This window comes from Limnospira indica PCC 8005, assembly GCF_000973065.1.
Taxonomy (GTDB): domain Bacteria; phylum Cyanobacteriota; class Cyanobacteriia; order Cyanobacteriales; family Microcoleaceae; genus Limnospira; species Limnospira fusiformis.
Genome location: NZ_FO818640.1, coordinates 244,579 through 263,579, shown reverse-complemented (window position 1 = coordinate 263,579; position 19,001 = coordinate 244,579). Strand labels below are relative to the sequence as shown.

14 protein-coding genes and 1 pseudogene are annotated in these 19,001 nt (G+C 43.2%); 8 read left to right on the top strand and 7 right to left on the bottom strand.

Translation table 11 applies throughout. From position 1 onward, the window contains the following. Positions 1-9: 9 nt before the first annotated feature. Complete coding sequence (locus XZ46_RS01150) at positions 10-1,497, bottom strand: AAA family ATPase (protein WP_008051934.1); 1,488 nt, start codon at positions 1,495-1,497, stop codon at positions 10-12. 193 nt (positions 1,498-1,690) lie between these two features. Here XZ46_RS01150 and XZ46_RS01145 point away from each other — a divergent pair, with 193 nt between their 5' ends. The 5 genes and pseudogenes from XZ46_RS01145 to XZ46_RS01125 all read left to right on the top strand — a co-directional run bounded on the left by XZ46_RS01145 (position 1,691) and on the right by XZ46_RS01125 (position 7,501). Continuing rightward, positions 1,691-2,716 (top strand): NAD-dependent epimerase/dehydratase family protein, encoded by a 1,026-nt coding sequence (locus tag XZ46_RS01145; RefSeq protein WP_008051933.1) that lies wholly within the window; start codon positions 1,691-1,693, stop codon positions 2,714-2,716. 44 nt (positions 2,717-2,760) lie between these two features. Continuing rightward, on the top strand, positions 2,761-3,819 hold the full coding sequence (locus XZ46_RS01140) for a UbiA prenyltransferase family protein (RefSeq protein ID WP_008051932.1): 1,059 nt from the start codon (positions 2,761-2,763) through the stop codon (positions 3,817-3,819). A gap of 605 nt (positions 3,820-4,424) precedes the next feature. After that, a pseudogene (locus XZ46_RS01135) lies at positions 4,425-5,312 on the top strand (formylglycine-generating enzyme family protein); the annotation flags it as partial. A gap of 39 nt (positions 5,313-5,351) precedes the next feature. Next, entirely contained in the window at positions 5,352-6,011 is a 660-nt protein-coding gene (locus XZ46_RS01130) for a type II restriction-modification system restriction endonuclease (protein WP_008051930.1), read from the top strand. A 2-nt stretch (positions 6,012-6,013) separates the two neighbouring features. Then, positions 6,014-7,501, top strand: coding sequence for a class I SAM-dependent methyltransferase (locus XZ46_RS01125; protein WP_008051929.1), 1,488 nt, complete (start codon positions 6,014-6,016; stop codon positions 7,499-7,501). 21 nt (positions 7,502-7,522) lie between these two features. Here XZ46_RS01125 and XZ46_RS01120 read toward each other — a convergent pair whose 3' ends face one another. From XZ46_RS01120 to XZ46_RS01100, 5 genes are all read right to left on the bottom strand, one after another. Then, positions 7,523-8,050: a Ycf51 family protein gene (locus tag XZ46_RS01120; protein ID WP_008051928.1), complete on the bottom strand. Its 528-nt coding sequence runs from the start codon at positions 8,048-8,050 to the stop codon at positions 7,523-7,525. Positions 8,051-8,122: 72 nt separating this feature from the next. Next, a complete protein-coding gene (locus XZ46_RS01115) occupies positions 8,123-9,181 on the bottom strand; it encodes an adenylate/guanylate cyclase domain-containing protein (protein ID WP_008051927.1) in 1,059 nt (352 codons plus the stop codon). Between the two features lie 26 nt (positions 9,182-9,207). After that, entirely contained in the window at positions 9,208-9,585 is a 378-nt protein-coding gene (locus XZ46_RS01110; RefSeq protein ID WP_006619127.1) for a response regulator, read from the bottom strand. Between the two features lie 65 nt (positions 9,586-9,650). Continuing rightward, on the bottom strand, positions 9,651-12,545 hold the full coding sequence (locus XZ46_RS01105; RefSeq protein ID WP_008051926.1) for a PAS domain-containing sensor histidine kinase: 2,895 nt from the start codon (positions 12,543-12,545) through the stop codon (positions 9,651-9,653). A 48-nt stretch (positions 12,546-12,593) separates the two neighbouring features. Then, positions 12,594-13,742 carry an AI-2E family transporter gene (locus tag XZ46_RS01100; protein WP_006622046.1) on the bottom strand — a complete coding sequence of 383 codons (1,149 nt, stop codon included), beginning with the start codon at positions 13,740-13,742 and terminating at the stop codon, positions 12,594-12,596. A gap of 195 nt (positions 13,743-13,937) precedes the next feature. On the opposite strand from XZ46_RS01100, the gene XZ46_RS01095 reads away from it, so the two are divergent. Beyond that, positions 13,938-16,274 (top strand): glycosyltransferase, encoded by a 2,337-nt coding sequence (locus tag XZ46_RS01095; protein ID WP_228116448.1) that lies wholly within the window; start codon positions 13,938-13,940, stop codon positions 16,272-16,274. A gap of 292 nt (positions 16,275-16,566) precedes the next feature. On the opposite strand, the gene XZ46_RS38180 is transcribed toward XZ46_RS01095, so the two are convergent. Then, on the bottom strand, positions 16,567-16,755 hold the full coding sequence (locus XZ46_RS38180) for a hypothetical protein (RefSeq protein ID WP_008051924.1): 189 nt from the start codon (positions 16,753-16,755) through the stop codon (positions 16,567-16,569). Here XZ46_RS38180 and XZ46_RS01090 point away from each other — a divergent pair. Together XZ46_RS01090 and psbB are read left to right on the top strand one after the other, a co-directional pair. Then, positions 16,722-17,045 (top strand): hypothetical protein, encoded by a 324-nt coding sequence (locus XZ46_RS01090; protein WP_008051923.1) that lies wholly within the window; start codon positions 16,722-16,724, stop codon positions 17,043-17,045. The genes XZ46_RS38180 and XZ46_RS01090 overlap by 34 nt on opposite strands. Before the next feature lie 419 nt (positions 17,046-17,464). Then, positions 17,465-18,994 carry a photosystem II chlorophyll-binding protein CP47 gene (gene psbB, locus XZ46_RS01085; RefSeq protein WP_008051921.1) on the top strand — a complete coding sequence of 510 codons (1,530 nt, stop codon included), beginning with the start codon at positions 17,465-17,467 and terminating at the stop codon, positions 18,992-18,994. The last annotated feature ends 7 nt before the right edge of the window (positions 18,995-19,001 follow it).

Here is a 19,001-nt window from a genome sequence, read left to right as displayed (position 1 = left end):
ACTAGCAAATTAAAAATCATCCTGTTGGCGGTAAATATAATCAGTCAGAATCCGCAGAGATTTATCTACATTATCTTCAACTTTTCGGAAATCTCTAAAATAAATGCCATAGTCATCACTTTGATAATCAACAATTTTTTCTCCCGTAAAAAAATAAACTCCTACTTTTTCCTGGGAAACCGAAATAGATAGATCAACATATTGAAGTTGATCAGCTTCGATGATTTGTCCAACATCAACTTTATATTCATTTTTCAGAACATCTAAATAGATATAATTATTAATCGCATTAGCTAAAATTGGACTGTGTGTCGTAATTAACACCTTATTATCATTTTCACTAATAAACTGTAGTAGTATATTTAATAAATTTATTTGATTTTCAGGATGTAAATTTTCCTCCGGTTCATCCATGATCAGAAAATTATTCTTTTCATTTACCCAATATTTCAGATACAAATATAGAAGCGTTAATTGATTGACAGAAGAAGACGCTAAATACATTGGTAAATCAAGGTTACTGACATCTAACTTAAAAGCAAATTCGATTGGTGCTATTCCTTCTTGACTCATCAGATTAATTTCGCCACCCATAATTTTCTGTAATTTTTGAACAAGATTTAGATAAAATTCTGGTTTTACTATGGGCAACTTCTCATTAAGAGAATAGAGACTTTCAATAATTTTATTAATTGGTTCTGTATAAGGTCTATTACTAATATTTAAGTCTTTAATTTCCGACAAATTAATTCTTTCATCATCCTGTTTAGTTTCCATTAAAGTTAGCAATTTATCCACAATTTGTTCACGTTCTTTTCTTTCAATCTTATAAATATAACGATAAAATATAGGTAAAAAACTACGACTAGCAGGCAAGAAAAAAGTTTCATGCTCATATTGTAGCAAAATTAAAATTATACTTTTAATTAATATGCTTTTTTTGCCTGCAATTAAATATCTATCAACAATTGTGCGAGGTACAAAATCCAAAAAATCTTCAGGAATCTTTTTTTCCTCAATTTGGAATCGTAAAGAGTTATTGTCTTTTTTTATCTCTAAATAATTAGAATCAATCTTATTATCATCACTGGCTTTTATGGTAAAACTTGCTTGTAAATCTCCTCGCTTTATTTCATCAATACTGGCTTCAAAGTCAAGTGATATATTATCAAATAATTTGGATGCTTGTAAATCTTTAAAAGTGTGCTTCTTTAAAGCATCCCTTAAAAAGGAACTATAGCTTATGATGATTTTATCAATTAATTCCTGATTAACTTCAAAGTGTTTGGCGTTTTTCAGAAGATTATCTTCAATAATGTCTAAATTATTTTGAGCAAAATTGTTGATGATTCGTTGATTAAAAATAGTCCATAATAATTGAGATACATAACTTTTTCCACTATTGTTATATCCTACAAAAACTAACAAATTTTTTGACAAATCAATGGCTTTACTATTGTTTTTAATCGGCCCAAAATTTTTGATAATTAATTTCATATTAATCCTTGTGGAAATAACTTTGACTATATCTTAATCTGTGATTTTAGCAAATTTTGATAATTTTGTGCAACTTCAGCTTACCAATATTAGTAGTTGTCCTCCAAAGGTTTCTGTTAAAATTCCTTTACGAATTGGCCACATTGGTTTACGATGCTGGGAGAGTCATTATTTGGAAGGTTAGCGGTAGTCCATGAAACATCTGGTAACAGGGGGTTCCGGCTTTTTAGGAAATCTGATCGCCCGTCGGTTGTCGCAACGGGGAGAAGAAGTCAAAATACTAGATATTTGGGAAGATCCAACTCGCCCCCAGGATATTGAATATATTAACTGCGATATTCGCGATCGCCAAGGTGTCGCCGCCGCCATGAAAGGGGTTGATATCGTTCATCATAATGTCGCTTTAGTTCCCCTTACCAAGTCGGGAAATAAGTTTTGGGAAGTGAATGTCGAAGGGAGTCGGATCGCAGCTGAGGAAGCTGCTAAAGCCGGGGTTAGCAGTTTTATTCACATGAGTTCTAGTGCCTTATTTGGCGACCCAAAATGTCCCATTACTAACGATACTCAACCCCAACCTGTGGAGATTTACGGACGCGCAAAATTGGCGGGAGAATTAGCAGTCCGTGAGGTTTGCGATCGCCAAGGTTTACCCTTAATAGTAATTCGCCCGCGGACGATTTTGGGGGAGGGAAGGTTAGGCATTTTTCAGATTCTATTTGAGTGGATTCAAGAAGGGCGAAATGTCTACGTTATCGGGGATGGAAATATCAAATTCCAGTTTATTCATGCTCTGGATTTAATGGACGCTTACCTATTAGCTTTGGATTTAGGAAAACCAGGAATTTATAATGTCGGAAGCGATCGCTTTGGGACTCTTAGGGAAGGTTTGGAAAATTTAATTAGCTATGCGGGGACTGATTCTCAGGTAAAAAGTCTCCCCACCACTTTGACAATTGGCACCTTGAGACTCTTGGATATTGTCGGTTTAAGCCCCCTCGCACCTTGGCATTATCTCACCTATCATAAAGAGTTTTATTTCGATGTTGAACCCCTGTTAAATTTGGGATGGCAACCCAAATACTCCAATGATGATATGTTCCAGGAAAGTTACGATTGGTTTCAGAAAAACTATGATAAAATTCAGGCAGAAAAGGCAGGTTCCGCACACCGTAAACCCGTCAAAGAAAAAATCCTTTGGCTGCTCAAACAGTTGTCTTAACTGTTATAATGATGATACACGACTGCTTTCTGCAAAGGGGTGTGATGAAACCTAAATTTGGTATAAAAATTAAACCGGAATCTACCCGGGTATCTAATCCCAATTCGGCAGAAGTTACCCCAGAAAAATCGGGAGAAATTGGGGATATAATCAAGTTGCTGCGTCCCCACCAGTGGACGAAAAATCTGTTCTGTTTGGCGGGGGTAATTTTTGGGGGTAGGTTAGGAGAAATTAATGCGATCGCCAACGGCATTTTAATGGTTGTCCTATTTTCCATGATGGCATCAGCCGTCTATATTTTCAACGACATTCAAGACATTGATCGCGATCGCCAACATCCCAAAAAGCGATTTCGTCCCCTCGCCAGCGGACGGGTACAATTAACAACCGCCAAAGCGATCGGCATTTTTGTAATCACCGTTTCTCTCATCGGTTCTTACCATCTAGGAATCCCCACCTTTTCCTGTCTGTTGTTGTACGGAATTAACAATGTCGCTTATTCCCTAAAACTCAAAAATATTCCCCTTTTTGATGTCAATTGTATCGCCTTCGGTTTCGTCCTCCGTCTCCTCGCCGGAATTTACGCCGTGGGAGACACACCCACCGCCTGGATTACCCTTTGTACCTTCTTTTTAACCTTATTTCAAGGTTTCGCCAAAAGGCGATCGGAACTCCTCTCTCTCCTCCACAAACACAACCCCATCGAATCCCTAGAAGAATTATCCCCAGACTCTCTTAATTCCACCGAAAAACCGTCATATCTGCAACTCTTTTATCAACGGGGTCAAAATAATCAACAGCGCCCCGTTTTATGCCATTATACCCTACCCTATCTCGACTCTTTGCTAAACAGTACAGCCACCATGACCATCATGTGTTATTCCCTATTTACCATCAGTTCCGGGAAAAATACTTCCTTAGTTATCACCGTTCCCATTGTCTATTATGCGGTAATGCACTACAAACGCATCGTCACAGTTTTAGCAGCCGGAGAAGAACCCGATCGCATTTTAATCGAAGATAACAGCATCAAAATCAGCCTATTTGTGTGGCTAGTTTCCTATTTAGCGATCGTCTATTTCGACCTGCATATTTTTCTTTAAAATCAGCCCTACTAGAAACCCGGTTTCTCACAGAAACCGGGTTTCTTTAGCTTACCCAGTGAGAAACGGGGTTTCTTTAGATTACCGAGGGTTATCAATCTGTTGTATAATTAGTTAGCTGCCAATCAGGGTTGGTAATTATGGCTAAATGTCCAATCTGTGAAACCCAATACACAGAAAACCAGGTCGAAACCTGTACCGTCTGCGGTTATGACCTGACACCATATCCCTTTGTGCTGGGAGAGATTCCCTCCGGTTTTATCGAAAAGGAGAAAAAACGCATTGCTGCTGCCAAGCGAGTTTGGCAACTCTCCCAATCTCGGCTACGGTCTGCCAAGTTGATTATATCTAAGTTTCAATCCCAGTTGGATGGAATTACCCAGCAAATTAACCATTTAACTGAGTTAACTGAGTCGCAACATCAACATCACGCTGATTTTCAATCCCAGTTGGATAGCATTCTCGAAAAAATCGACTGTTTGAACACAGAACCCCATCAGCAGCAATTGCTAAATTTACCCCAGTTGGATGAAATCCCTGGCACAACTTCCGGGTTAATTGAGGCGACTGAGGCTGTGGAAATGAACCTCCAGCAGGGTGAGGGAAAATATATTTTTGAGATTGTTACAGTCAATGAAAGGGGAGAAGAAACTAGCCGCAGTCAGGGTCAAGCCGAATGTATGGTCGAAGATCTGGGAAATGGTGTAACTTTGGAAATGGTAATAATTCCGGGAGGAACTTTTATCATGGGTTCACCTCCATCTGAACAGCGATGGGATGGTTATGATGGCAGGGAAGAACCCCAACACCGAGTCACAATTCAACCATTCCTAATGGGGAAATATCCCGTTACCCAAGCACAATGGCGACAAGTGGCTAGTTTCCCAAAACTCCAACGAGACCTTAACCTAGACCCATCACATTTTAAAGGATTAAATCTTCCCGTTGACTGTGTTTCATGGTACGATGCGATCGAGTGGTGCGTCCGACTCTCAAAAAGAATTGGCAAACACTACCGATTACCCAGTGAAGCCGAGTGGGAATATGCAGCCCGCGCCGGAACCACCACCCCATTTCACATCGGTGAGACTCTGACCACTGACCTCGCCAACTACGATGGCAACTGGACTTATGGTTCAGGATTCAAGGGAGTCTACCCCAAAAAAACCACCCCCGTCGGTCAGTTCCAACACGCCAACGCCTTTGGCTTGTACGATATCCACGGGAATGTTTGCGAGTGGTGTGCTGACCCCTGGCATAGTAACTATATTGGCGGTTCCCCCTCGGATGGTCGAGTGTGGAATGGTCTGCATATTTATGTTGAAAATTTGGTCAATCTTCTGGAATGCAGAGACAAAAGGGTGGTGCGCGGCGGTTCGTGGTACAGCTTTCCAGGTTACTGTCGTTGTGCCTACCGCGACTGTGTTGACCCGGCAGACAGCAGTTACGGTTTCCGGGTGTGTTGTTCCCTCCCGGAGACTCTTCGCCCTTAACTATATTACCCTTTTTTATTGTGATCAGTCTTATCTGCTATGCAAGCCTTAACCATAAAAACTCTGTGTTCTGAAGCTGAAAAATTTTCAATCTTAGAATCCCAACATCTAGAACCTTCACTTTATGGAATTACAGATGGTAAAAAGGTAGGTACTTACTTAGAGCAAAAATTTAGAAACTACCTGAAAAAAAATTATGACTTTAGGGAAGGAAATTCAGCCATTGGTATTGATTTCCCGGAACTGCAAGTTGATATGAAAGTGACGAGTATTAAACAGCCTCAATCATCCTGTCCTTTCAAGTCAGCTAGACAAAAAATTTTTGGTTTAGGATATTCTCTATTAGTGTTTGTTTACGAAAAGCTAGATCATCATGATAATCAAACGGCTAATTTAAAGATTCTGAATGTCATCTATGTGCAAGCAGAGAAAACCGCCGATTTTCAAATGACTCGCGGAATTCGTGAAATTTTGCAAAATGAAGGAAATGTTGATGATTTAATTGCGTTTATGTGGGATCGAAATCTCCCCGTTGATGAAATTGAAGCTACCAATATTGCCGAAGAAATCATGGCTAATCCTCCAGAACTTGGGTTTTTGACAATTTCCAATGCTTTACAATGGAGATTACAGTATAGAAGAGTAATTGAACGTGCGGGTCAGGAAGATGGTATAATTACTGTTTATCGTTTTGAGTAGCTATGTCCGTTATTAACAACAAATTAAAAGTAGAATATGGAGATTTTCAAACCCCTATAGAGTTGGCGAAACGAATTTGCCAAAAATTGTCAAGTTTAGGGGTGAATCCAGATTTGATTGTTGAACCGACCTGTGGTGTCGGTAATTTCATTGTAGCATCGATTAAACAGTTTAATTTGGCTGCTAACATTGTGGGAATTGAGATTAACCCTGATTATATTAAAGCAGCTAAAAATAGTCCAATTATTAAACATGATGAGCGAGTTATTATTCACCATGGAGATTTGTTAAATTTCCCGTTGTCAAACTTGGAACAGTCGGGGGAAATCTTGGTTATAGGTAATTTTCCTTGGATTACCAATTCACAACAAGGGTTAATATCCGGTAAAAATTTGCCGCAAAAAAGTAACTTTCTCGGATATAAAGGCTTAGATGCTTTAACTGGAAAAAGCAATTTTGACCTGTCGGAATGGATGCTTATTCAAATTATTGAATGGTTGCAGAATTATGAACATAGCTATCTGGGGATGGTTTGTAAAACCTCTGTGGCTAGAAAAATTTTACACTATTTGCGCGATCGCCAAAAAAATGTCTGCCAATTTTCTACCTATGGAATTGATGCTAAAAAGTATTTTAAGGCGGCAGTTGAATCCTGTCTTTTATTCTGTGAATTTCGAGGTAAATTTAAACGCTATTTTTGTGATGTATTCCCCAGTATGGAAAGTGCGGATTTCCAGAGAATTGGTTTCTCTCATAATCGGCTGATTGCGGATATGGTCACTTTTCAAAAACTGAGTTTTCTTTATTCCGAAACTCAGCCCTTGATTAAATGGCGATCGGGAATCAAACACGATTGTGCCAAAATTATGGAACTTCGTCAAGTTAATGATGATTTAGTGAATGGTTTGGGAGAAAAAGTTAACTTGGAGGATGATTATATTTTTCCACTTTTGAAAGGCTCAGATATTGCTAATGGGAAGATTAGCCAAACTGATAAATATGTCCTGGTTACTCAAAAATCTCTGGGGGAAGACACGACTTTAATTCAAAACCACGCGCCCCAAACTTGGAATTATCTTGAACAGAATGCGGCGAATTTAGATGGTCGCCAAAGCAAAATTTATCAAAATCATCCCCGTTTTTCTATTTTTGGGGTGGGAGACTATACCTTTAAACCGTGGAAAATAGCGATTTGTGGTCTTTACAAAAAACTAGAGTTTCGATTGATAAGTCCCCTCAAGGGAAAACCTGTTTTATTTGATGATACGGTTTATTTTTTGGGCTTCGACACTGAACCGGAGGCGATCGCCATATTTGAAATAATCACTTCTGCTGAGGCGATCGCTTTTTATAATTCACTAATTTTCTGGGATGAAAAAAGACCCATCAAAACCAGCATTCTCAATTGTTTAAATTTACATCCGAGGCTAATACCCCCAAGAAACCCGGTTGTGAGCAACGGGGTTTCTTTTCCCCCACCATGTAGATAGATGGGGAATTGGGGGCGATAATTAGTTAGTAGCTTCGCGCACTGTTTGAAGGTGATTGAGACTTTCTTGATTAATAGCGATCGCCACATCTCCCTGATTATCAAAACCAGATACTCGTTGCACCCGTCCCAAAAAAATCGGTTCCGAAACCCCAGGTTGAGGGTGAACAATAGTTCTGGCGCGGATAACTAAAGGCATTTGTCCTGCGCCGCCGCGACCGGGTGAATATAGGTCACTAGCAGCCTGTTGGAGAGTCGCCTCTAGTTGTGACTCAGTAATATCTGGAGCCACAGCAATCACAATTTGACGAGCGCCATCATCAAACACCCTAGTATAGCGGACGGCTCCAGGAATTTCAACCCGCTGAAATAATCCCAACCCCAAAGCGAACACGCCGCCAGCGAGGACTCCGGTAAAAGCAGTTATCCCCACCAGGCGAAAACGAATGCCCCAGTTTAGCACAAAAGCCAAAACAGTTAATGCCGCGAAAGCCAGGGTAGCGATACCCAGCCACTTAGAAAAATCGAGTAATTCAGGGGTAGTCAACATGGTAAGTCCTGTCTGAGACCAAAAGATTAATAAACCGTCACCTATCAACTGTCAATCATCAACCGTCACCTGTCAAGGCTTTTTCATAATCAGAAAATAAGTATTCATTTCCCCCTTTCCTTTCACGTCAATGATACCTCTGGGTTGAAATTCATAACCATGGCGCAGACGTTGATAGGTAGTTTCAGTGACTTGAATTTTCCCCGCCAACCCATGAGACTCCATGCGGTTAGCAGTGTTGACAGTATCCCCCCACAAATCATAAGCAAATTTGCGAGTTCCAATCACCCCGGCTTCTACCGGACCCGTATTGATACCCATTCTCATAGTCAAAGTTTCTCCGGGTTTTAGGCTAAAATTTGTCACAATCTTTTGCATTTCCAAAGCCATATCAGCGATCGCCTCCGCATGGTCTGGTCTCGGGGTAGGGAGTCCCCCCACCACCATATAAGCATCACCGATAGTTTTAATCTTTTCCAGTCCGTAATTTTCCGCCAACTGGTCAAAAGCGGAAAAAATTTGATTAAGAATTTCCACCAATTCAGCCGGGGATAGATTATCGGATAGTTTAGTAAAATTGACAATATCAGCAAATAATACAGTCACATCAGCGAAGCTATCAGCGATGGTGCTTTCTCCCTGTTTCAACCGTTGTGCGATCGGTGCGGGGAGGATATTCAGCAATAACCGTTCCGACTTTTGTTGTTCCGCCGCCAACTTTTGCAGATAGGCTTGTTCTTGGTCTCGCAGGCGTTTTTTTTCCAAACAGGCATTAATTCTAGCCCGCAATAGAACATGATTAAAAGGTTTAGATAGATAATCCTCTGCACCGAGTTCAATACACCGGACAATGCTATCAATATCATTAACCGCCGAAATCATAATTACGGGAATGTGGCGCAACTGGAGATCTGCCTTGAGGGACTCCAGCACCTGATAGCCGTTCATTTGTGGCATCATAATATCCAACAATACCAGATCCAGCGCTGTCGATCGCATAATTTTCAAGGCTTCAAAGCCATTAGAAGCCACCAGTACATCGTAACCTTGTCTTTGTAAACGTCGGGCCAACAGGTCACGATTGATTTCATTATCATCAACAATCAACACAAGATCCGGGTGAGCATTCATCTAAACTTAGAACTTACAGATGGATATCACGAAGTCGCCTTATTTTTGAGGTGAGTCTCAATTTTCTCAAGTAGGCGTGGGAACTCCACTGGTTTAGTGTCATAATCATCACAGCCAGCAGCGAGACATTTTTCGCGATCGCCAGCCATAGCATGGGCCGTCAGGGCAATCACTGGAATTTCCTTAGTTTTAGTATCAGCCTTAATTTCACGGGTCGCTTGCCACCCATCTTTAATGGGGAGACTCATATCCATTAAAATCAAATCGGGGGCTTGTGTTTGGGCTAAATTCACCCCTTCCGCCCCATCTTCAGCAATTAAGACATCATAACCCTTTCGACTCAAGCGCCTTTTGAGCATATCGCGATTCATTTCATTATCTTCTACCAATAGAATCTTAGCCATGATCTAATTTTAAGGTTGAGGGTTTGACCAGTTATCTTTTCTGAAAAAGCCAGGAAACTACCTAGTTAATTCTCACTCAAACAGCCTTCGGTATAAGCATCAACTCCTAAATACTCTTCGGGGACTTGGGTTGTAGCGATCGCCTCTGAGGTTTTCACCTTGACTCGGGTAGGGATGACCACCTTAAAGGTTGACCCTTCTCCCAGTGTACTCTCTACTTGAATATTACCTCCCATCATTTGACAGAAGCGATCGCTAATAGCCAGTCCCAAACCAGTTCCCCCATAGCGTCGAGTCGTCGAGGCATCCCCCTGGGTAAATGGCTGAAACAGTTGTTCTTGTTGTTCCTGACTCATACCGATTCCCGTATCATGAACTTTAAATTCTAGGACCGAACCCGACTCTTGACTATAGGGTGGGGAGGATACACGAGAGACCTCTAGCTTAATTTTCCCATTAGTTGTAAATTTCGCAGCATTACTGAGCAAATTCAGTAGAATCTGTCTAACCTTAGTCACATCAGCATACATAATCCCGATATTGTCAGGACAATCGACGGTGAGGGTGTTATTATTTTTGGACATCAGGGGTTGAGCCGTACCCATAACACTTTCTAAGAGACTGGAAATATCAAAAGCCTCTAAAAACAGGTCCATCCGTCCCGCTTCAATTTTCGAGATATCCAGGATATCATTAATCAGAGTCAGTAGATTTTTACCCGCAGTATAGATCCGTTCCAGGTCAGGCACAATATCTTCATATCCTAATTCTTCCGCTTCCTCGGATAAAATCTCGCTATAGCCGATAATGGCATTGAGGGGAGTACGCAATTCATGGCTCATATTAGCCAAAAAGGTACTTTTAGCCCGGTTAGCGGTTTCGGCGGCTTCCTTGGCGCGTTCTAAGGCTTCTGCTGCTCTTTTTCCTTCGGTGATATCTTCGACAGTTCCTTCATAACAAACCAGTCCCCCCATAGCATCAAAAACAGCCCTGGCATTTTCCGAAATCCAGATAGTTGTCCCATCTTGGCGATATACTTGGGATTCAAAGCCTGATATAACTGAACTCTTGGCGATCGCTGCTACAAATTCCGCCCGTCGGGTAGGTTTAACATAAAGCTGGGTGCTAACATCGGTCAAATTAGCGATTAAGTCTTCCGGGGAGTCATAACCCAAAATCCTAGCTAAAGCTGGGTTAGCGCTAATATAGCGACCGTCTGGGGTAGTTTGACAGATACCCTCAGCCGCATTTTCAAAGATACTGCGATATTTAGCCTCTGTTTGTCGTAGCACTTCTTCCGTGCGTCGCCTTTCAATAGTGTTAGAAAACATTTCTCCCACCATTTTCAGCAGGCTAATAGTATCCGAAGACAAGGTATCAAGAGAACTGAGACTATCAAAGCGCAAAAAACCCACCAAAGATTTGCGACACACCAGAGGAATCATCGTCAGAAATTGCAGTTGGTGCTGGATATATTCTGGGTATTCATAACCGACCAATCCGGTCTCTTTATGGAAGTTTTCTAAGGCTTCCAGTTCCTCAAGAATCTGGTCAGATAAATTAGCCGATCTAATATGGATAACTTCATGCTTTTGTAACCATGAAAAAATTCCCGTAATTACCTCACAGTTAAGTTGGCTTGAGGTGACTTTTACTTGATTTGCGACCACGGAAACCAGGTCTAATGGTTCATTGTCTGACGACTCCGATACCAGGTTATTCTCGGCTTTAATAGACATCAAATTCGAGCGCCAGTCGTAGATAGATTGGCTATGATATTCAGGATCGGCGAATAGATAAATATAGCTTCTATCTACTCCGATAAACTTGCTTATTTTTTGCAGAGCTTCTTTAATTCCTGCATCAATTTCCTCGGTGCTTAGACTAATAAAATAGGTGGAAAGATTCGTAATTAGCTGCTCAAATTCTACTCGATTTTGCAGAGCTTTTTCTACTCTTTTGCGCTCGGTAATATCCCGGAAACTCCAAACCCTACCCACCAGTTTATTGCCGACTTTAGAAGGGTGAGAGTAAACCTCAAAAATCCGCCCATCCTTGAATTCTACCACATCGTATGTCGGTATGTAAGGTTGGGCGGACAGTTGCATGATAGTTTTGAGAAACTGGGGGGGGTTTTTCAATTGTCGCATCACAAAAGCTAGGGTTGAGCGATTTTGATTAGGCTCAAGGAATGATTCTGGCACCTCCCACATTTGGACAAATTTTTGATTAAAATGGCACACTTGACCATTGCGATCTAGGGCTAAAATTCCGGCATCCGTTGAGTCAAAAGTGGCTTGTAACATGGACAGGGAACGGGCGGCTTCTTGTTCGGCTTGTTGGCGATCGCTAATATCAAAAAACACTAAAACCGTTCCCACCCAACAACCATTTTCTACAATCGGGTTGAGAATGTACGAAACTGGTAAAACTTGACCATCACGACAGGCTAAATGATCCTGAGCAGATTTCAGCGGTTCTAACAGCTTTTCCTGGGTTCCTTGGTTGACAGGGGAGTGGGAATAACTATTCAGCCGTGATTGAAATTGTTGGGGAAATTCTTGTAAATGGGGAGCAATCAGTTGGAATAAATCTTGACCAGCGATTTCTGACTCTGACCAGCCCAAAAGTTGTTCAGCTTTGGGATTCATCGATAACAGATTCCCCTGAGCATCTAATATACATAATCCCGCACCGAGAGAACCAATTACCGCCTGTAGGCGATCGCGTTCTGCTTCTAACCGCGCTTCCGACTCTTGGCGTTGGCGTTCGTATTTTTCGATCATTTCCTCGGAGGAAAATGTCAGAGTTTGCGCCGCTAAATCTCTTTGTTGATCGGCGGCGCGATAACTTGAACTAACCTTTTTTAAAAACTCCCGCCAAGCCTTGGGGTCTGATGGTGGCGCGTCCATTTGAAAGCCGATTTCTTGGAGTTGTTGTTGAAGCAGAGGGTGGATCATGGTTCATAATTGAAAAATGGGGACTCAGTGTTGATGCTAGGTGAGAAATCAAAGAGAATCTGAATTGGAATCTAAGATCACCCCAGAGGGAGGGTCAGAGACAGACCCATGGGGGTAAGCTAGTTTTTGTTCCGCTAGGCGTTTGGGTTCTAAATACAAGTTTTCCACTAAGGCTGCAATTCCTGCAAACCAAGGTGGAACTATCAACGCCCCAATTAGCCCTAAAAGCTGCACCCCTGCTAAAACTGATAAAAGCTGATATAGGGGATGTACACCTACTGAAGACCCCACCAATAAGGGATCGAGAACGTAGGTTTCCAGGTTCTGCACGATTACATACAGTAGTAACACCCAAAAAAATAGAAATCCACCTTTGGCTAGGGCTACCACGAGGGCGGGAATTGCTCCTAAAATTGGACCCAGGAAGGGGATTAAATTGGTAAACCCAGCGATCGCACCCAAGCCTAGAGCATAGTCCTTTAGCCCTAAAAACCCTAAGCAGGTAGTAATACTCACCCCTAATATGGCAGATACAATTAATCTACCTCTAATATAACTGCCCATGCGACGACCTACGGGCTGGGCTTGGGCTGCTAGGCGTTCGTTCCACGGGTATGGGAACAATTGTACAAAACTTTTGACCAGAGTTTTGCTATCTGCTACCATATAGCCGGAGACGAATAGTGATAGAATCAGACTAAATACCCCTCCGACAATACCTCTGGTGATTCCGTAGGATCTGAGAATTAATTGCTGAGATGAACGAATTGTCCAGTTGGTCAGGGATTGGGTATCTACTAGGCGATCGATTAAGTCGGGGATATCTTCCCCCAAACTGCTGGCTATGTTACTGATTAGATCGAGGCTGCGTTCAGCGAAAATTGGTAACTGACGCACCAACAGGTTGATTTGATCAACCACACTCGGACCGATGATTAAACCTAATCCGGTAATGCCGCCAATTAGGGTTAAATATACTACAATCACCGCTAACCAGCGGGGAATTTTCAGGCTTTGCGCCCAGTTAACTAAGGGAATGATGGAGGCTGCTAATACCACCGAAATCATGATCAGGATAATTAATCCCTGAAGTTGCCATAATAAAACTAATAGTAAAACAGCACCAACAATCAACGGAACATTGGAAACTGACAGGGTGATATGTCTTTCCTGTCTGGGGGAGTTTTGGTCGCTCATCTTCGCGGTTAATTGCGTGAGTTAATCACAGATAAGGGGTTGACAGTGTTTTGATTTTAGTCGATTTCTGAACTAGAACGCCGCCTCGGAGGTGATTATTCTTGAGTCGCCCCAAATCCGGGAACTTTTGACGATCGATTCATGATCGATATAGTATCTACTAGCACTATTATATTTGAGAACCTATTTTGCTCTATGAGATTTCACTTGGAAGGATGGCCGTTTGCGCCTAATTATTATGCGATCGCCACTTATTTTATCTGGCAAGAACTTTTGAGGCGATCGGATTTACAGGTTTCCTATCAAGCCAATCCTTCAGCCCCCCATGATTCTAACCCAATTCTCGATCGCTTACTGGGTCAGTTGTCAATTCCCACCCCAGACCACCCTAGGGATAGTAACTCAGCAGATATCTGTTTAAGGGTTTCCCCAGAAGTGGATTTTACCCCCACTGATAGCCAAAAAACTGGGATTTTGACCGCCCCACAATGGGGAACTCTCCTGAATATCAGTCCCGAAAATGTGTCACTAGCCCCTAATATCACCCTAATTACCCCGACAATGTGGTGTAAGGATGGATTACTTCGCGGCGGTATTCCACCTCACCAGGTCGCTGTTATCCCCCCTGGAGTTGACACGGAAATTTTCCACCCGTTAACCTCCCCAGACAGACAGGAATTGCGTAAATCTCTGGACTGGGACTATTATTTTGTGTTTATCCATGTTAGCAACCTCGAAAATACCGATGGTCTTCGCCCTCTCCTCAAAGCCTTTGCGGGGGTGGTGGAAGTTTACCCCCATGCTAGACTGGTATTGAAAGGCTGCACCCCACAGGGGGAAAAATTACTCCTCGAAAGCAGTCAAGCTATTTTAACTGATGCGGAAGCTACACGAGTACAGCCTAGGTTAGCCTACATTGGCGATAATTTACCTTTGGAGTCGGTGGCGAAATTGTATCAGGCGGCTGATGTTTATGTGTCCCCTGATGTCGCACCGGGGTTAAATTTACCGATTTTGGAAGCGATCGCTTGCGGTCTTCCCGTGATTTATTCTGAAGGTAGTCCCGCCCAAGAATGGACTCATCCTGATTTTGGCTGGGCGATTTCTAGCCAATTCCGAACCTTTGTGATTGACTATAAAACTCGGTTTTTGCTACATCCCAACTGGGAACATTTACTGACTTTAATGCAGCAGGCTATTGAACAGCCGCAAATCGGAACTATGGCGCGGGAGTTAGTCCCCCAGTTTGTCGCCCAAAAATTCACCTGGAAACATACCGTTGACCGGATTTTAGAAGTTCTTAACCCCCAGTCAAAACCCCCGGCGGCGCTGGGGTTAAATATCGGGGGCGCTCACATCAATTCTCCCCCCCGTAACCTGGTGGTCGAAGGTTGGCGATGGTTGCCCCATTCTTATGCTTTGATTAATAGCCATCAACTCCTAGAACTTAATCAGCGATCGCCCCTTAAACTATTCCATCGGGATATGCCCTATGTGACCACCGATTGGCAGCCTAGCCGAGGTTTATTTACCCAGGAAGAAGAGGCGATTTTGGACAGTATCCCCATACCCCCAGAAGACCTGAAAGCCGATGTAACTTTGAGGATGTATTGTCCGTTTAACTTGGCATCTTCTGACAGTAAAAAAACCTTTGTTTTTGGTTGTACAGAGTGGGGAATTGTGCCACAAACTATTTTGCGGGGAATGGGGGTTAAGTCTTTGAGGGAGGCTCATTTAAATTCTGATAGTATTATTATCACCGCTTCCGAATGGTCGCGCCAAGGTTTTTTGAATAGTGGCGCAGTCCCTGAAAGGATGGCGATCGTCCCCTTGGGATTTGACCCAAAGGTGCATTATCCCCTCAATGAAGAAGACCGCAATAGTCTCCGCCGTGAGTTAGGATGGAATGATTATTTTGTGATTCTCAATATTGGCATTATGTGGAATGAACGTCAGGGGGTCGCTAGGCTTTTAAAAGCCTTTGCACAAATTGCTGAGAGTTATCCAGAAGCGAGGTTAGTTTTAAAAGGTAGAGATGCGATTTTTAAGTCCAAAGAATCCATTAAAGCCGCCAGTAAACAAGTCTTAAATGATTCCCAAATAGATTTAGTAAAACCCCGGATTAGTTATATTGGCGATAATTTATCTGCCACCGAAATCGCCAGACTCTACAAGGCGGCTGATTTATATGTTTCTCCTTATTCGGCGGAAGGCTTTAATCTCCCAGTTTTGGAAGCCGTAGCCTGTGGAACTCCGGTTATTTGCACCAAAGGAGGGCCGACAGATGAGTTTACTAGAGAAGATTTTAGCTTTTATATTAATAGTCAGCTTAAATGTTTTCAAGATTCCGAAGGTGATACTAAGTTTTACTTAGAGCCTGACGGTAATCATTTGGTGGAATTGATGGAAAATGCCCTCAAAAACCCGGGTTTAAGGAATAAGAATAAATCGGCGGGCTGCGAATTTGTCAGGGCGAGATTTACTTGGTCGAAAGTATGCGATCGCCTATTAGAAGTGTTATTGTCATCTTAAAACCCTTGACAATTCTCACCATGGGATGTCTAATGGAAGATTGCCAATCAGTTGCATACTTAACAAAGGCTCGGTCAGCACCCCCGGCTGAAGCACGGGGGCTTCCTGCCCCCCGCTTTCAGGTAGCTGACCAGCTATAGCCTTAACTGGCTACGTTCAGAGCAAGAGTTAAAGTTCCTACCCTGGAATGCGTGCTAGTTCCAGGCTCTAGAACCAAATCGTTAAACAGTCCTAAGGGGTTAAGACAGTGCGATTTGGAAAGTACCGACTCTGAACATTAGCGAAGCAAACATTACCCCGCAAGGGAGTCGGAGCCAACCATAGCTCCATGGAGGGGCAACCATACCCCTCCACCCCGCAAGGGGGTGCTGGCGGCGGTCAGCCGCTTGAGTCGGTTTTCCTCTCCGCGATCAATCACGGAGCTTCCAACCCTCCCAGGAGTTTTACGTGAAATACTTCTTTCTCTCAGAAGGGTGGACAATTGGACGGATTTGGGGTATCGGTGGCCTGTGGGATGTGGCCACCCAGCGGCGACTTCCAGATCTGCAAAAACTAGATGTATGTGTGTCCAACGATACAGACACTGAAAAAATGTGGCTGTACCGAGTTGAAGATGAAGTTCTGATGCTAGAAGTCAAACCCCAATGGACAGAATACCCATCAACAGGTATCGGTCAAGTAGTTCTCACCCGTCTAATTACTGCTGACCAGGTTCTGGACCGTCTGGGAACAGCATCAACCGAGTGCCGAGTCCAGGGCGGTCTTTTTTAGGAAAGCCGCCCCCCAGTGTTTAGATCTTGGGTTTTGCTTGCAATTGGTTCTAATAATCTATACAATTCTTTAACAAAATCTGCGAAAATTCTCAGCTTCTAGTTTTTGATAGAAGTAGGGGATAGATTGCGGTAACAAGTGTTGGTAGAATAGATCCCAAAGTTAGGACACCAACTGCAAACGCCAAAACCGAGCGTTAAAATCAAAAAACAGGCAAACTAACGAAGAATCTCATGGCTCATGGGAGGATATCGGAAGCCGCCTATAGAGGGCAGAGTTTTTGTCTGACCCGACCGTAATACCGGATACTAGATTGATGCTAGTGAAGGCTATGGCGGTTCAAATAGCGGGCTTGGTTTGTAATCTCTCATTTAAACGTCTGTAATTCACATTCATTGATTCTAGGAGGAGCGTAGTCAATGGGACTACCCTGGTACCGCGTACATACAGTAGTTCTGAACGATCCAGGACGGCTGATTTCTGTACACCTAATGCACACTGCTCTTGTCGCAGGTTGGGCGGGCTCTATGGCCCTGTACGAATTGGCAGTTTTTGACCCATCAGACCCAGTTCTAAATCCCATGTGGCGTCAAGGTATGTTTGTCATGCCTTTTATGGCTCGTTTGGGTGTAACTCAATCCTGGGGTGGCTGGAGTGTAACTGGAGAAGTAGCCGATAACCCCGGAATTTGGTCTTTTGAAGGGGTAGCCGCTACCCATATCATCTTGTCAGGTCTATTATTCCTGGCAGCAGTTTGGCACTGGGTTTACTGGGACCTGGAACTGTTTACCGATCCTCGGACTGGTGAACCAGCCCTAGACCTGCCCAAAATGTTCGGAATTCATTTATTCCTATCTGGTTTACTTTGCTTTGGCTTCGGAGCCTTCCACCTGACCGGACTATTCGGGCCGGGAATGTGGGTTTCTGACCCTTATGGATTGACGGGAAGTATACAACCTGTCGCGCCTTCCTGGGGACCTGAAGGATTTAACCCCTTCAATGCTGGCGGTATTGCGGCTCACCATATTGCGGCGGGAATTGTTGGCATTATTGCTGGACTATTCCACCTGTCCGTCAGACCACCTCAGCGCCTCTACAAAGCCCTGCGTATGGGAAATATCGAAACTGTACTATCTAGCAGTATTGCAGCGGTATTCTTTGCGGCTTTTGTGGTAGCTGGAACTATGTGGTATGGTTCGGCTGCTACCCCGATTGAACTGTTTGGACCTACCCGCTATCAGTGGGATCAGGGATACTTCCAACAGGAAATTCAGCGCCGGGTACAAGCAAGCATTGCTCAGGGCGACAGCCCCTCAGAAGCATGGTCTAAGATTCCTGAAAAACTGGCATTTTATGACTATGTTGGTAACAGTCCCGCCAAAGGTGGCTTGTTCCGCGTTGGTCCGATGAACAAGGGCGATGGTATTGCTCAAGGTTGGTTCGGACATCCAGTATTTACTGATGCAGAAGGTCGCGAATTAACTGTTCGTCGTCTTCCTAACTTCTTTGAAACTTTCCCGGTCATTCTGACTGATGCTGATGGAGTGATTCGCGCTGACATTCCTTTCCGTCGCGCTGAGTCTCGCTACAGCTTTGAGCAAACTGGGGTGACTGTTTCCTTCTATGGTGGTGAACTGAATGGTAAAACCTTCACCGATCCCGCCTCTGTGAAGAAATATGCCCGTTTTGCTCAACAGGGCGAACCCTTTGCCTTTGACCGGGAAACTCTCGGCTCTGATGGGGTATTCCGCACCAGTACCCGTGGCTGGTTTACCTTCGGTCACGCTTGCTTTGCTTTGCTTTTCTTCTTTGGTCATATTTGGCACGGTTCCCGCACCATCTTCCGAGATGTATTTGCTGGGGTTGAAGCTGACCTGGAAGAACAAGTTGAGTGGGGTAACTTCCAGAAAGTTGGTGACCAAACAACTCGTGTTCAAAAGACTGTCTAATGGCAGT

Excerpts from the sequence above, each read along its gene's own strand:
- XZ46_RS01150 (WP_008051934.1), bottom strand. The coding sequence starts at position 1,497 with ATGAAATTAATTATCAAAAATTTTGGGCCGATTAAAAACAATAGTAAA.
- XZ46_RS01145 (WP_008051933.1), top strand. The coding sequence starts at position 1,691 with ATGAAACATCTGGTAACAGGGGGTTCCGGCTTTTTAGGAAATCTGATC.
- XZ46_RS01140 (WP_008051932.1), top strand. The coding sequence starts at position 2,761 with ATGAAACCTAAATTTGGTATAAAAATTAAACCGGAATCTACCCGGGTA.
- XZ46_RS01130 (WP_008051930.1), top strand. The coding sequence starts at position 5,352 with ATGCAAGCCTTAACCATAAAAACTCTGTGTTCTGAAGCTGAAAAATTT.
- XZ46_RS01125 (WP_008051929.1), top strand. The coding sequence starts at position 6,014 with ATGTCCGTTATTAACAACAAATTAAAAGTAGAATATGGAGATTTTCAA.
- XZ46_RS01120 (WP_008051928.1), bottom strand. The coding sequence starts at position 8,050 with ATGTTGACTACCCCTGAATTACTCGATTTTTCTAAGTGGCTGGGTATC.
- XZ46_RS01115 (WP_008051927.1), bottom strand. The coding sequence starts at position 9,181 with ATGAATGCTCACCCGGATCTTGTGTTGATTGTTGATGATAATGAAATC.
- XZ46_RS01110 (WP_006619127.1), bottom strand. The coding sequence starts at position 9,585 with ATGGCTAAGATTCTATTGGTAGAAGATAATGAAATGAATCGCGATATG.
- XZ46_RS01105 (WP_008051926.1), bottom strand. The coding sequence starts at position 12,545 with ATGATCCACCCTCTGCTTCAACAACAACTCCAAGAAATCGGCTTTCAA.
- XZ46_RS01100 (WP_006622046.1), bottom strand. The coding sequence starts at position 13,742 with ATGAGCGACCAAAACTCCCCCAGACAGGAAAGACATATCACCCTGTCA.
- XZ46_RS01095 (WP_228116448.1), top strand. The coding sequence starts at position 13,938 with ATGAGATTTCACTTGGAAGGATGGCCGTTTGCGCCTAATTATTATGCG.
- psbB (WP_008051921.1), top strand. The coding sequence starts at position 17,465 with ATGGGACTACCCTGGTACCGCGTACATACAGTAGTTCTGAACGATCCA.